We start from the raw sequence: 14,166 nt of genomic DNA, 5'->3' as shown, positions 1-14,166 counted from the left end.
ACTAATGCCCCCTTATCATAGTGATGGCTTGCGCCTCAATACCTTTTGCATCAAACCCATGAGCAGCACGCAAAGACTTTCGGTCTCCAGCAAGCGCATATTCCCCATCAGGAATACCTAATCGTTTTAAACGCACAGCAAGACCTTGTTCTGCAATGACTTCTGAGACCAAATCACCAAGACCACCATTCACATTATGCTCTTCCACGGTGATAACCGATTTCACTTGAGCCAGCTCGTTCGCCAACTGTTGCGTATTGCAGGGACGAATAGAGGGAACAGAAAGCACTTTCGCTGAAATGCCCTGTAAGGTCAGACGATTGGCCGCTTCCACTGCTTCGTACAAAGCGGATCCCAAACCGACAATGGCGATATCGTTGCCTGATGCAACAAGGTCAATCTTGCCCGGTTCAAAGTGATAATCTTCGTTTAGAAGTTCAGGTAACTCTTTGCCGTCTAATCGGATATAAACAGGTCCTTGTTTTTCGAGCGCATAATCGATGATTTGACGACATTGACAAGGGGTTGCTGGGGCATAGATTTCGATGTGACCAAAACCGCGCATCACACTAATATCATCAATACTGTGGTGAGTGCTGCCCAAAGGCCCATAACTTGCTCCAGAATTAAGTCCAAACAGCTTCACATTTGTGTTGTTGTAACAGACATCGACTTTTACTTGCTCATTGGAGCGGGAAATAAGAAAAGGAGCGGCATTACAAGTCACCGCAACTTTACCACCAAGAGCCAACCCAGCAGCCGTGCCAACCATAGCTTGTTCAGCAATGCCCACATTAACTAATCTGTCAGGAAACTCTTTGATAAAAGGAGCAATCTTAGCGGTAGATGTTGAGTCAGCAACCACTGGGACTAAATCGATACCACGATTGACTGCAGCAATGAAACGCTCAACCATAATGTTTGCAAAATGTTCTGTGTTATTCATTGTCTAATTCCTCAAGTGCTGATGTTACTTCTTCTCCTTTTGGTACTCTGTGATGCCATTCGGGTCTTCCTTCGATAAACGATATGCCAGCCCCTTTAATTGTGTTGGCGATCACGACATGTGGTTTACCTGCATCAACAAGACCTTCCAAAGCACTCACAACTGATGCCATATCATTACCTTCACACTGAGTGACATCGAGGCCAAAAGCTTGCCACTTTTGATCGAGCGGGTCGGTATTCATGATGTCTTTGGTAAAGCCTGCGAGCTGTAACTTATTCTTATCATTGATGATAATTAAGTTATCCAGCTTGTAATGAGCAGCAACTAATGCGGCTTCCCAGTTACTTCCTTCGGCTAATTCACCATCACCAGTCAATACATAGATTTTGCGCTGGCTACCGCTCTTTTTGGCCGCAATAGCCAAGCCAACCGCTACAGGCAAACCATGCCCTAGCGCTCCAGTATTCAGTTCAACACCTGGGGTTTTCTGTTTTACCGGATGCCCAGGAAGCTTGGAATCAGGATGCTGATAAGTAGGCAACCAATCCGTTGGAATATAGCCTGCCTCAGCCAAACAGCAGTAATAGCCACCAGCAGCGTGACCTTTCGATTGGATATAGATATCGCGTTCAGGGTCGTTAAGTCGATCTGGGCCACAATTCAAGATGCGAAAATAGAGCGCTGTTACAATTTCAACTTGCGATAGATCTGCACCAGTGTGACCACCAGCGGGACTTTCTGAGTTGAGAACCACAATACGTTTACGAATACTAGTCGCTTTGCGTTTTAACTCTTCAACAGATAAATGATAAGGATTCATTTTAAATCTCCTTATATATTCATATTGGAATATATATTCACTATGTATAAAAAATACAGGCCTAACGATACTTGGCGAAAGTAGATAAAATTCACTCACACCACCTTCCCTCGCTTACCAGGCCTTTATTAACTTACTGATTTTTGGGAAGTAATAGCCGCTTTATACTGCATTTTGCTCTGCATTTGGTCGATAATCACAGCGATAATAATCACTAAGCCTTTGATTACCATTTGCCAAAATTCGCTCACGCCCATCATGACTAAGCCATCTGCCAAAATGCCGATAACAAATGCACCGATAAGTGTGCCACTGATCGTACCCCGCCCTCCGGCCAACGATGTACCACCAAGAACAACAGCCGCAATCGCATTCATTTCAAACGCGGTACCTGTGGCAGGGTGACTTGCTACCAATTGGGATGTCACAACGATTCCGGCCAGTGCGGCACATAATCCTGAGATGGTGTAAACCCAAATTTTAACGCGATTGACTTTCACCCCAGAAAGTTCAGCGGCCCGTTCGTTATCCCCAATGGCATACACATGGCGTCCAAAAGGCAGCTTTTTCGCTATGTAGGCAATAATTGCGGCGACAATAAACATCAGCCATATAGCGTAGGGAATTGCCAGAAAATCACCGGAACCAATGAGGTCAAAACCGGTATTGCCTAGCTGAGGATTACCTTGCAAACCAGGGAAAGTTTCACCTGCAGAAAGTAACATCGCCGCACCGCGAATCACGTACATGGTGCCCAATGTGCAGATAAATGGCGCAACGTTATAGCGCGTAATAATTAAACCATTCACGGCACCGATCAAACCACCAATCACCAACACGACAGGGACAATGATCCAGACGCTGGGGAAAATGGCGATACCAAACATAGGAAGGACAATCCCTTTCGCAATCATGTAGCCAGCCACCATGCCACAAAAGCCCAAAGTCGCGCCGACTGAAAGGTCAATACCTGCAGTAATGATGACAAAGGTGATCCCTAGAGCAAGAAAAGCGTTAATAGAAATGTGTTTAATCATGATGATCAAACTGGCGGGTTCGAGGAACCCATCAACCATAAATGAGAAAAATCCCAAGATAATAAACAGCGCAATGAAGGTTCTTAGCTTTAGCAATAACAAACCTAAATTGGCAGAGTTGAACTTATGCGCATGCAGTTCGGCGCTTGATAATGTTTGAGTTTTCATATTTAAAATCCTTGCGCGCTGGCTAACACTAACTGTTCTTCATTGGTCTCTTTTCGCCTTACATCAGCGGTCAACTTACCGTTGGACATCACCAAGATTCGATCAGAAACCGCCATAATCTCTTTAAGATCTGAAGTAGAGAAAAGAATCCCAATACCCTGTTGCGAAAGCTTAACCATCATTTCAAACACGTCTGCTTTCGCACCGATATCAATCCCTCGCGTTGGCTCATCTAGGAGCAGCACCTTAGGTTCAGTTAACAGCGAGCGGCCAATCACAACCTTTTGTTGGTTACCACCGCTGAGAGCTTGAATTTCCACTTCTGGTGTCGAGACCTTAATCGATAAAGAATCGATTGCAGAATTAACGGCCTCCTGCTCTGCTTTAGGGGAGATAGCCAGCCCTTTTAAACGCTTCCATAAACTTGAAATCGTTAAGTTAGTTGCCACAGAACTGACAGGGAAAATACCTGACTTTTTACGATCTTCGGGTACTAAACCAATCCCCATTTTTATCCGGTCAGGCGTAGAAGTATTGGGGCGAATTATCTTACCGTTTAGAGAAAATCGACCAGTATAATTTGATTGTCCAACAAGGCATTCAAATAGCTCAGTACGTCCCGCCCCCATCAAACCATAGATGCCCACAATCTCCCCTTCTCGAACATCAAAGGAGACATGGTCAACAACTGCTGTTTCCGACTCGTTCACATAGGTAATGTCTTCCGCTTCAAGCAGCTTGATACCAAACTGACGCTGGTCGGGTAAAAAGTCAGTGACAGGATCACTTCCCAGCATTTCCCGTACAATCCATCCAACATCGATCTCCGTCACCGCTGCTTCAGCTTGAAATTTGCCATCGCGCAAAATCGTAATGTAGTTGCCTATTTCCATCAGTTCTTCTAAACGGTGTGAAATATAAATGATGGAAACCCCTTGTGACGTGAGGTCGCGAATCACGGAAAATAGAATCTCAACCTCTGCCTTACTTAACGCTGAAGTCGGTTCATCGAGAATCAAAATATCGATGTCACCAGCCAAGGCTTTCCCAATTTCTACCAGTTGCTTTTGGCCCACTTTAAGATTGGCGACTAATTCGTTAGGATCTAACGTCTGTTTAAGCCGTTCCATAACTTCTTGAGCCAATTGAGCTTGATGAGCGTTATCAATGGGAGAAACTCCGTGTTGTAGCTCTCGCCCAAGAAAAATGTTTTCGGCAATACTCAAGTTATCAGAGAGGTTTAACTCCTGATGAACCATGCCAATCCCCAATTTAGCAGCACTGCGAGTACTATCGATCACCACCGACCGGCCATTGAGTAACAACTCACCTTCTGTTGGCTGCTGAATACCCGCGAGAATTTTCATTAACGTCGATTTACCGGCTCCGTTTTCACCAATGATGACATTAACAGCACCGCGATAAACATTGTAAGAAACATTATCCAATGCTTTGGTACCCGGAAATACCATAGAAATATTCTCAGCACGCATGATCACTTCTGGTTTTAGTTTCTCTTCCATCATGCTTACCTCTGAGTAATCTCAATGGGAATGGCTTCGGTAATTTTGTGATTACTAACGGTAACAGCCGCAATCACTTCTACTTTTTTGCCAGTCCAACTGGTGTCGGGATATGGAAAACTTGCCATCGCCTTTTTATTTAGTTGTTTAGAAAGGCGGGCAAACTGCACTTGATTTTTAAATTGATCGAACTCGATAAATGACGCGGCATCACGAATCGAATTACCGCGAATGATAGGTCCAATTTGTAATGTCACTTCACTCGAGGAGGCTCTCACCACCATAGTGGCAGTCTTGGTCTCGCTATCGATGCCTTTTACCGTGCCGGACAGTTTAATAAAGCGGTTCGCTTTACCAGACAGCTGCGTCAGAGAATCTAACGTCAGTGCTTTTTGATTGGCTTCTTGTACTATGTCTGGCCAGAATTTATCAGCCAGAGCTTCTGGTGACATATTCTTAATTGAAGCGGCATCCGCAGCAGACATTGGAATAATGGGCTTGCCGTTACTGTCCAATTTAACAACATCGCAAGCAGATAACAGGACACACGCTATCATTCCAACAAGCCAACCTAAATGAGAATGAGTTTTCAGCATATCGCTCTTCCTTATTTATTGTTTCCTTTCTGAGCAAGCAAAAAACCATCTCACTTGCCCAGAACCTTCTCACCGTTAATGCATAGCAAACGTGTTTAAACGTTTCGCATTGGTACCATCAATAAGGATGCAATCCACTAATTGTTTCTCTTGTACGCCCGTACTGCCTGTTTTGATGTATCTATCAGCTTGGTCGACCGCCATTTGGGCTTGAACCCAAGCCGGTTGTAGGACAGTCGCTTTGATGTTGCTGTTTGCCAAAATGGAATCACGCACATAATCACTGCCATCAAAACCGACCACAAAAATATCTGTGCGTCCGGCGGCTTTCAATGCGGCTTCAGCACCTAAGGCCATAGTATCGTTGCCAGACAACACACCTTTGATGTCAGGATTAGCTTGGAGAATAGACTCCATGCGAGTAAAGGCTTCTGTTTGACTCCAGTTAGCCGTTTGCTGCGCAACCATTTCCATTTCGCTGTAATCATCAATTACATCATGAAAACCTTGTGAGCGAACATGCGCATTGGTGTCAGACTCTCGACCTAATAGCTCAACATATTTGCCCTTTTCCCCCATTAGGGCGACAAACTTTTCGGCCCCTAATTGAGCACCTTGGTAGTTGTTGGATACGATTTGTGAAATCGCTATGCCAGATTTATTAATTTCTCGATCAATCAGAAAAGTCGGCACACCGGCTTTTTTGGCTTTTTCTACCGCTCCGATCGTTACATCAGAGCCAGCATTATCAAGAATGATAGCTTTGGCTTTTCTGGCAATCGCAGTGGTAACTAGCTGATCTTGTTTGTTGGCGTCATCATCGTGAGATGCAACCAATGTGGTGTAGCCCAATTCCTCTGCTCTCTCTTTTGCGCCGAGAGCTTCAGATTTGAAAAATGGATTGTCATGGGAAGGCGTAATAATGGCGATTAAACCATTATCAGCGTACGCGATCCCAGAAACCATGACAGATAAAGCAAGGAGTGTTTTTCTTATTAGTTTGTTATTCATGGGTTTTACCTCTGAATATATATTCACGTTATGGTATTTATTCAAGACAATCGTAATAAAGTTAGCACAAATCTACCACTTTAGAATGGTCAAATTCTGAACATCATCACAGAGTAAACATTAAGCTATCTGAAAAGGAATGAGAAAATGAGAAGAGGAATTTCTAAAAAAGAAATGGAATATCAGATGGTTAGTTAACATATCCAATATTCCACTTAGAAAAATAATGAGCAAAAACTAAAGCAATGAGCGAGCAGTTTCATAATCTGTGATCAACACATCTATATAACCACCCAGCAAGGCACCTTTGATCGCAGATACTTTTTTATCGCCTCCCGCCAAAGCAACCACATTGGGACAGTTACGTAATTTGTCTAGCTCCATACCAATGACAGGATCTTCATTCTCTTTAAGTACAGCATTCCCTTGATCATCAAAATAGTGCAGACAGAGATCACCAACGGCGCCTCGATCGGCCAACGTCTTTAGTGTCGCTTCGTCGTAATAGTTTCCGGAATTCATCAAAAGCTGAGAGGGAGCAAGTTGACCAACGCCAACGATGGCGTAATCGACAGCGTCAAATTGGCTTACAACCTGAGAGACATCTTGCGTCGCGAGTAAACGGTCTCGTTCTTCAACTGAACGTTCGATACTTTGTGATGGAAGCAACCAAGCCTGACAATCAAGCAACTCTGCTAGCTTTTGCGTCAATATTGTGGCTTGAACGTTACCATTGGCTCCCACACCACCGAGCAACTGAATTACACCTTGAGCCTTCAGCGTTTGGGTATGCAATTCATCCACCATAGCGCGGATAGTGCTACTCCATGAAGAGATCCCTATAAGATCCGTTTTACGAATGCGAGTTTCGAGAAAATGAGCAGCAGCAGAACCGATGGCGCGTTTCAGCTCGCTGTCCGACGCATCAGGAGCCACATCAACAATGATGGCCTGTTTAATACCAAACTGAGTTTCGATGCCTTTCTCAAGGCCAAGAAATATATTGTCGGGTTGTACAACCGATATTTTAACAACCCCTTCTTTTAAACAGCGGTTGATAGCTCGTGAAACAAAAGACTGAGATAAAGACAAAAGTCCCGCAATATCAGACTGTTTCTTACCATCTACATAGTATAGAGTTGCTATTTTAACCAGCAATCGTTGTTCATCTTGCTTTGACATATGATCCCTCTCAATACATCGTGGTGTCATATTGTATCGTAAGCGAATTTTTATTCACAGTCGATTTTTTCAGCATTGACTTCAAGCTGTCTCTAGTAACAATCAACCCAACTTCTTGGTCATATTGATGCTGGTGGTTTGATAACCGAGGGATTGGTAAAGCGCGACGGCGCCTTCGTTATACGTAAATACGTGCAGCCCGAGTTGTTTAATACCGAGTTTTTGCACGTAGTACTCCGCTTCTTGCAGCGCTTTTTTGGCGTAGCCGCGGCGGCGATAGGCTTCATCGACTTTGATGCTGTAGACAAAGGCGCTTTGAAATAGCGGCGTGACGTTAAGCCATAAGTGACCGACAGGCTGGCCGATTTCGTCGGGGGTTAAATTGAAAAAATAGTGATGCGGTGTCTGTTGGCCTTCAGGGAGGATGATTTCCATTTCGGATTCTGAGCGTGCCAATGCGCCTTCTGCTGGCCAGCGACCCGAGGTGACATTTTCTTCTGCGTATTCTTGTGTGGTTTCTGCTTTAAAATGCAGAAACTCTGCTGCGGTCATTTCCGTGAGTAAGTCGATCATCATGATGTCCATGTTCGCCTTGCGCGTTAAGCGCTTAGGCATATTCTAAGCCACGCCTTTTTACCTGCGCGGCAACATGGTACTCTGTTTAGCAGATATCTTCTTGATTAGCTATGAATTTTACAGCGCCATTTCCGGCTCGCATAACCAATCTACAGCCTGTTCATAAGTATCAAACGACTCGACTTCACCTTCTGCCATAAACCATTGACCGACTCTCATCGTCCAACCGACCCAATCATGATTACCGTAGACCGCGACTTTTTTATCACCTGAACCGTATTTTACAGCAAGACGTAAGTCATCCCATGCAGCGCGCATTTCCCACCCCGTAAACTCAGTGGCATCAAACAGCACTTTCACTTGGGGTTCATCAATTTTATTGATAGCGGCTTCTAGCATCGGAACAAGGTGCTGATAATCTTCATGAGTTAACGTGCCAACCGCTTTAACCGACAACACAAACTCGCTGTTAATTTGCAGCAACCCAATTGATACACCATGTTTGTAATAGCCCATAATTACCTCCGGGAATCATACCTTTGGTGGACTGAGGCGCAGTCTTATCGCTTGATGAATATCGTAAACATCGTCCTCCATGACCGTCTTGGCAAATAAAACTGTTGATTGACCAACAACGCTAGCTCTATACCCAAGTTACCTCAAGATGCTTTTTTAGCGCGAATGTATTCGCTCTTGGCAAAGCATTGAGAAAGTGAACAGCGTGTTGCACTCATGTATCACCATGTTTCAAGTATAGAAATGTCGAAATCATAAGGATGTGAAAGCGCTAGCGTTATCGCGGTAAAGAAAGACATGAGATCACAACTTAACGAAAAAGGGCACCTAGTTACCCTTTCTCAGTCGAAGCCACGCAATTTAGTTCTCTTTGTTTACGCTTCGGGACGATGGCAATACGATTCTGCGACGACGCCTTTACCGAAATCTTTAATCGTAATACTCATATCAAAGAACTTCTGTTCCCCCATATCTTGCCAAAAATCAGCACCACGCTCTGATTGTGAATTGGGGCACAAAGCTTTGAGTCGGCTCTGGTATGTTGTATCTAAGTTATCGACAAATTTATTCTTATTGCGTCGATTTTTCGCCATGTTGTATAGGAACTTATAACTGTTCTCATCGTTATGCCCCATGGTAATCGATACGTAATACCCTTGGCGGCCTTCATGCACATCGGTAATCTTCCAACCGTTTTGGGTGAACTCGATATTGTGTTGCAAATAATCTCGAATATGGTCCGCTTTACTGTCGCTAAAACACCCAGATAAAACGCTAACCATTGAGGCAACAATAAGCACTTTGCTGTGAGGTAGATACGTATAAGCCTTCGACGCTGTAAGCATGTGAGTCAAACTCCTGAACCATGGATTTGAGAACTGGTTCGGTTAACCAAGCTTTTTATTCCGTAACCGACTGTTTCAATTTTGTTTTTTTGTTGGATTCAGTATAGCGGTGTGTATAACTGGGTAAAAATTTGCCCAACAGGCAATATCTTGCATAATATTTGAAACTTATCTGTATTTTCAATCGGTTAGGTCGAGCAAAAAATAGTAATATCAATTACTTAGCACTCAATTATTTGCGTGATCAATATCACAAATTTAAGTAAACCTAATACAATCCTCATTTTTTTCTGACTTTAGCAAGACAAACGCCCCCAGCTTAGAGCCAGAGGCGTTCTAGTAAAATGCCACAAGAAAATGACCGAGCTTGTGGAATTATGGCGTGTGAGTGACGGATTCCACCGTCGCGTCAGCTCCCCCACCGAGCACTTGATAGAGGGTGACACGATTACCTAACTCGGCTAATTTCAGCGAGATCAACTGTTGTTCAGTACTGTAATAGCTACGCTGCGCTGTAAGTGTATTCAAGTAACTCTCAGCACCGTTGCGATAGAGCGCATCAGTTAATTGATAGGTTTTACGGTTAGCAGCCACTTCCCCCTCTTTCGCAACTAATCGCTCATCAATACGTCGACGAACTGCAAAAGCATTTGCCACCTCAGAAAAGGCGGTTTGAATTGCCTGTTCATATTGCGCCACTTCTACTTTCTCTTCGATCTTCGCCACATCTAACGACGCGCGCAGTTCACCAGCATTAAAAATGGGAATCGAAATCGAAGGAATAAACGACCAAGTACCATGCCCAGCGGAGAACAGATCTGAGAGTTGGTCACTGCTTCGCCCTGCGTTAGCGGTTAATGAAATGGTAGGGAAGAACGCCGCACGCGCTGCCCCAATATTGGCATTAGCCGCTTTTAGGCTGTGCTCTGCATACAGAACATCAGGGCGTTGTAAGAGTACGTCTGATGATAAATTGTCGGTTAATGGCGCAAGCGCTATCGCTTGATCAATATTGTCTTCAATTGGCAATAACGCCTCAGGAACGCCCTTGCCAACCACCAGTTCGAGTGCATTACGTGCTTGTTCCAAGTTAGTTTGATATAACGCCACATCACCACGCGCACTGTAGACACTGGACTGAACTGACGCCAAGTCTACACCAGAAGCAGCACCTAAACGATGCATCTCTTGGGTTAAACGCAATGTATTAAGCTGACTTTGATAGGTTTGTTGTGCCAAGGCTAATTGCTGCTGATAAGCCCAAACATTCAGCCAATCGACTGCCACTTCTGAAACCAGCGCCATACGCGTGCTGCGTTGAGTCTCTTGTGTGGCCAAATAGGTTTCCATCGCTTCTTGGCTTAGACTATCCAGTCGACCAAACAGGTCGACTTCCCAACTACTGATGCCGACCTTTAAGGCATCGGTACGAGTAATAGAACCACTAGTTTTACTCGCTGTGTGGGTTACCCCAGCCGTGACAGAAGGATAGAGCGCAGAATCTTCAATTCGATACTGCGCCCGCGCCTTTTCAATATTGAGTAAAGCAACACGCAAATCACGATTATTATTGAGAGCCATCGCCACCACTTGCTGTAAACGGTGATCACGTAAAATGCCCTGCCAATCAAGCACTGCACTGCCACTTTGGCTTGCGTTGGTACTGGCGTTTGCAAACTGAGCGGGCACTGGTGCTTGCGGCCGCTGATACTCAGGCACTAATGAGCAGCCCGATAACATAACAGCCAAGGTAATAAGCGGGACACTCGTTAACTTTTGTACCTTCATTGACCCACCTCTTCTTGACCTTGTTTTGCGCCTTTCACTTTTAGCTTGCGTCCAAATAAGGAACGCACAATGACATAAAACAGTGGAACAAAGAAAATACCAAACATGGTTGAGATTAACGTCCCACCAAATACCCCGGTTCCCACTGAAGTACGACCACCAGCACCAGCGCCGGTACTGATCACTAACGGGAATACCCCCAGTAAAAACGCTAGCGACGTCATTAAAATCGGTCGTAACCGTAATTTTGCCGCTTCCAGTGTCGCTTCAACTAATTCCATCCCCTGCTCTTCCAGCTCTTTAGCAAATTCGACTATCAAAATACCGTTTTTCGCCGCAAGCCCCATCGTGGCTAATAAGCCCACTTGGAAATAAATGTCATTGTTAAAACCACGCAGGTAAGTAAACAGCAGTGCGCCAATCACGCCAATCGGCACTGAGAGCATGACAGAAAGTGGCACAGTCCAACTTTCGTAGAGAGCGGCTAAACACAAGAACACAAAGATCACAGAGATCAGGTAGAGTATGGGCGCTTGCGTTCCCGCTTGTCGTTCCTGATAAGAGACCCCAGACCAACTGTAGCCGAACCCATGGGGTAACTGCGTGATAAGCCTTTCCATCTCTTTCATCGCCACCCCAGAACTTACTCCAGGGGCAGGTTGGCCCTTGATTTCCATCGCTGCTGTACCGTTAAAACGCGATAGTGAGCTAGGAGAATAGCTCCAAGAACTGGTTGCGAAAGCAGAAAATGGCACCATCTCTCCATCACTGTTTTTTACGCTCCAGCGATAAACATCACTCGGTAACATACGCGCTTGCGCTTCACCTTGTACATACACTTTCTTAATTCGACCTTTATCTATAAAATCATTGACATAGCTACCACCGAACGCAGTGGACAAGGTCGAGTTAATGTCGCTACTGGTTAATTCCATTGCACCCGCTTTAGCATCATCGATATTGACGTTTAAGGTCGGAGCATCATCAAGGCTAGAATAGCGAACATTGGTCAATAACGGACTTTGTGCCGCCATCGCGATAAGCTGCTTACGCGCATTGACTAACGCTTCATGCCCAGCCCCACCGAGATCTTCTAGTTGCATTTCAAAGCCAGTTGCATCGCCCATTCCGGGAATACCTGAACGACCAAACGCAAAAATCTGGGCATAGGGAAATTTCTTTTTCATTGCTTTGGTTATACGGTCTCCAACTTCGGTCGCACTGGCTTCTCTATCGTCCCAATTGGTGAGGCGCACAAAAGCCATACCGGCACTTTGCCCACTCGACCCCATACTGTAACCGAGAATCGACAGCACACTCGCCACTTCGGGCTGCTGCTCAACATAAGCAGAAACCTGCTGCATCACAGCCTCGGTTTTATTCGACGTGCTACCAATCGGCAATTTCACCGACACCATTAATGAACCTTGGTCTTCTTCGGGCATAAAGGCGGTAGGCAAAGAGCGGAACAATACTCCGATACCAACCAGTACCAATACATAGACGCCAATAAACCACCAGCGATGGTTAAGAAACACCTTAACCCCATGTTGATAACGTAACGTACCAAGGCTTAAACCGGTGTTAAAACTGCGAAATGCTCTTTTTAATAAGCCTGGTGAAGAGGTTGCCTCACCAATTCCAATCGGTTTGAGAATCGTGGCACACAACGCGGGAGTTAGAGTAAGCGCCACAAGAACCGATAACATGATTGAAGAGATGATAGTGACCGAGAACTGGCGATAAATTACCCCAGTTGATCCAGCAAAAAATGCCATCGGCAGTAGCACCGCACACAGCACCAGAGTAATCCCAATTAAGGCTCCAAAAATCTGCCCCATCGATTTTTTGGTCGCTTCTGCTGGTGATAACCCCTCTTCCGACATCACCCGCTCTACGTTTTCGACCACCACAATGGCATCATCCACCAGCAAACCAATCGCTAACACCATCGCGAACATGGTCAAGGTGTTAATGGAATATCCCATCATTGATAACACGCCGAATGTACCTAACAACACGACAGGTACTGCGATAGCAGGAATTAACGTTACGCGCCAGTTTTGTAGAAACAAGAACATGATGGCAATGACCAATACCACGGCTTCAAATATGGTTTGCACTACCTCTTCGATGGATACTTTCACAAAAGGCGTCGTAGACGATGCTGTATAAAATTTGACACCCGGTGGGAAATAAGGAGATAACTCGTTGAGTTTTTGTTCCACCGCCTTCGCCACCGTCATGGCATTCGCGCCACTGGCTAGTTCCACCCCCATACTTGCTGCAGGTTTACCGTTGTACATACTGGTACTGGTGTAATCCTCGCTTCCCAACTCAACCGTTGCAACATCGGTTAATCGCACAACAGCCCCACTGGCATCAGATTTAACAATGATATTACGAAATTGATCGGGGTTTTTTAAACGGCTTCGACTGGTAATGGTGGCATTAAGCGCTTGATTATTAACTGCTGGTAATGCCCCGACTTGCCCTGCCGACACATCGGTATTCTGTGCTTTAATCGCGGCGGTAATATCAGAAGGCATTAAGGAATAGTGACGCAATTTTGCGGGATCTAGCCAGATCCGCATCGCATACTCAGATCCCATAATGCGTACATCACCAACCCCAGAAATGCGACTGACCGGGTCTTGAATCATCGACACCATAAAGTCAGCTAGGTCGGTTCGGTTTAACGATTCATCCTCTGAACTAAACGCCAGCATCATAAAAAAGCTTCCAGCACTGGATTTAGAAACCCGTAAACCAGAACTTTGCACCGAATCAGGCAATTTTGATTCTGCTTCTTGGAGTTTATTTTCTACTTGCATTTGCGCGACATCAGGGTCGGTATCGGCAGTAAACGTCAGCTTTATCCGAGCAGAACCATTCGATTGACTCGAAGATTCCATATAGACCAAATTATCTAACCCGGTCATTTTTTGCTCAATGACTTGAGTGACTGAATTTTCGACGGTTTGCGCAGAAGCCCCTGTATACGTTGCCCTAATTGATATGGTTGGCGGCGCAATATCGGGGTATTGTTCCACTGAAAGACGAATAATCGATAAAGCTCCAGCAAATGCGATCATAATCGCAATCACCCACGCGAATACGGGGCGGTCAATAAAAAATCGTGACATCCCGTATCC

The 14,166-nt window shown here is 45.1% G+C and carries 12 protein-coding genes; all 12 read right to left on the bottom strand.

The features are described from left to right. Window position 1: 1 nt before the first annotated feature. The 12 genes from JCM16456_RS17175 to JCM16456_RS17120 all read right to left on the bottom strand — a co-directional run bounded on the left by JCM16456_RS17175 (window position 2) and on the right by JCM16456_RS17120 (window position 14,157). On the bottom strand, window positions 2-946 hold the full coding sequence (locus JCM16456_RS17175; protein WP_068716797.1) for a transketolase family protein: 945 nt from the start codon (window positions 944-946) through the stop codon (window positions 2-4). After that, window positions 939-1,769 (bottom strand): transketolase, encoded by an 831-nt coding sequence (locus tag JCM16456_RS17170; RefSeq protein WP_068716794.1) that lies wholly within the window; start codon window positions 1,767-1,769, stop codon window positions 939-941. The genes JCM16456_RS17175 and JCM16456_RS17170 overlap by 8 nt, the downstream gene beginning before the upstream one ends. A 128-nt stretch (window positions 1,770-1,897) precedes the next feature. Then, window positions 1,898-2,974 carry an ABC transporter permease gene (locus tag JCM16456_RS17165; protein ID WP_068716792.1) on the bottom strand — a complete coding sequence of 359 codons (1,077 nt, stop codon included), beginning with the start codon at window positions 2,972-2,974 and terminating at the stop codon, window positions 1,898-1,900. A gap of 2 nt (window positions 2,975-2,976) precedes the next feature. Then, window positions 2,977-4,500 (bottom strand): sugar ABC transporter ATP-binding protein, encoded by a 1,524-nt coding sequence (locus tag JCM16456_RS17160; protein WP_197655237.1) that lies wholly within the window; start codon window positions 4,498-4,500, stop codon window positions 2,977-2,979. 2 nt (window positions 4,501-4,502) lie between these two features. Further along, a complete protein-coding gene (locus JCM16456_RS17155; protein WP_068716789.1) occupies window positions 4,503-5,093 on the bottom strand; it encodes a DUF2291 family protein in 591 nt (196 codons plus the stop codon). A gap of 75 nt (window positions 5,094-5,168) precedes the next feature. After that, window positions 5,169-6,104, bottom strand: coding sequence for a D-ribose ABC transporter substrate-binding protein (locus JCM16456_RS17150; protein WP_068716786.1), 936 nt, complete (start codon window positions 6,102-6,104; stop codon window positions 5,169-5,171). 237 nt (window positions 6,105-6,341) lie between these two features. Then, window positions 6,342-7,286 (bottom strand): sugar-binding transcriptional regulator, encoded by a 945-nt coding sequence (locus JCM16456_RS17145; protein ID WP_068716784.1) that lies wholly within the window; start codon window positions 7,284-7,286, stop codon window positions 6,342-6,344. Window positions 7,287-7,388: 102 nt separating this feature from the next. Further along, window positions 7,389-7,901, bottom strand: a complete 513-nt coding sequence (locus JCM16456_RS17140; protein ID WP_068716782.1) for a GNAT family N-acetyltransferase — start codon at window positions 7,899-7,901, stop codon at window positions 7,389-7,391. Between the two features lie 78 nt (window positions 7,902-7,979). Continuing rightward, a complete protein-coding gene (locus JCM16456_RS17135; RefSeq protein ID WP_068716780.1) occupies window positions 7,980-8,378 on the bottom strand; it encodes a SpoIIAA family protein in 399 nt (132 codons plus the stop codon). Between the two features lie 374 nt (window positions 8,379-8,752). Then, window positions 8,753-9,223, bottom strand: a complete 471-nt coding sequence (locus JCM16456_RS17130; RefSeq protein WP_068716778.1) for a hypothetical protein — start codon at window positions 9,221-9,223, stop codon at window positions 8,753-8,755. A 375-nt stretch (window positions 9,224-9,598) separates the two neighbouring features. Continuing rightward, complete coding sequence (locus tag JCM16456_RS17125) at window positions 9,599-11,011, bottom strand: efflux transporter outer membrane subunit (RefSeq protein ID WP_068716776.1); 1,413 nt, start codon at window positions 11,009-11,011, stop codon at window positions 9,599-9,601. Further along, entirely contained in the window at window positions 11,008-14,157 is a 3,150-nt protein-coding gene (locus tag JCM16456_RS17120; RefSeq protein WP_068716774.1) for an efflux RND transporter permease subunit, read from the bottom strand. The genes JCM16456_RS17125 and JCM16456_RS17120 overlap by 4 nt, the downstream gene beginning before the upstream one ends. Window positions 14,158-14,166: the final 9 nt, after the last annotated feature.

Source organism: Vibrio tritonius, assembly GCF_001547935.1.
Lineage (GTDB): Bacteria > Pseudomonadota > Gammaproteobacteria > Enterobacterales > Vibrionaceae > Vibrio > Vibrio tritonius.
The sequence above is the reverse complement of the archived record's forward strand: the minus strand, read 5'-3'. Positions and strand labels throughout refer to the sequence as shown.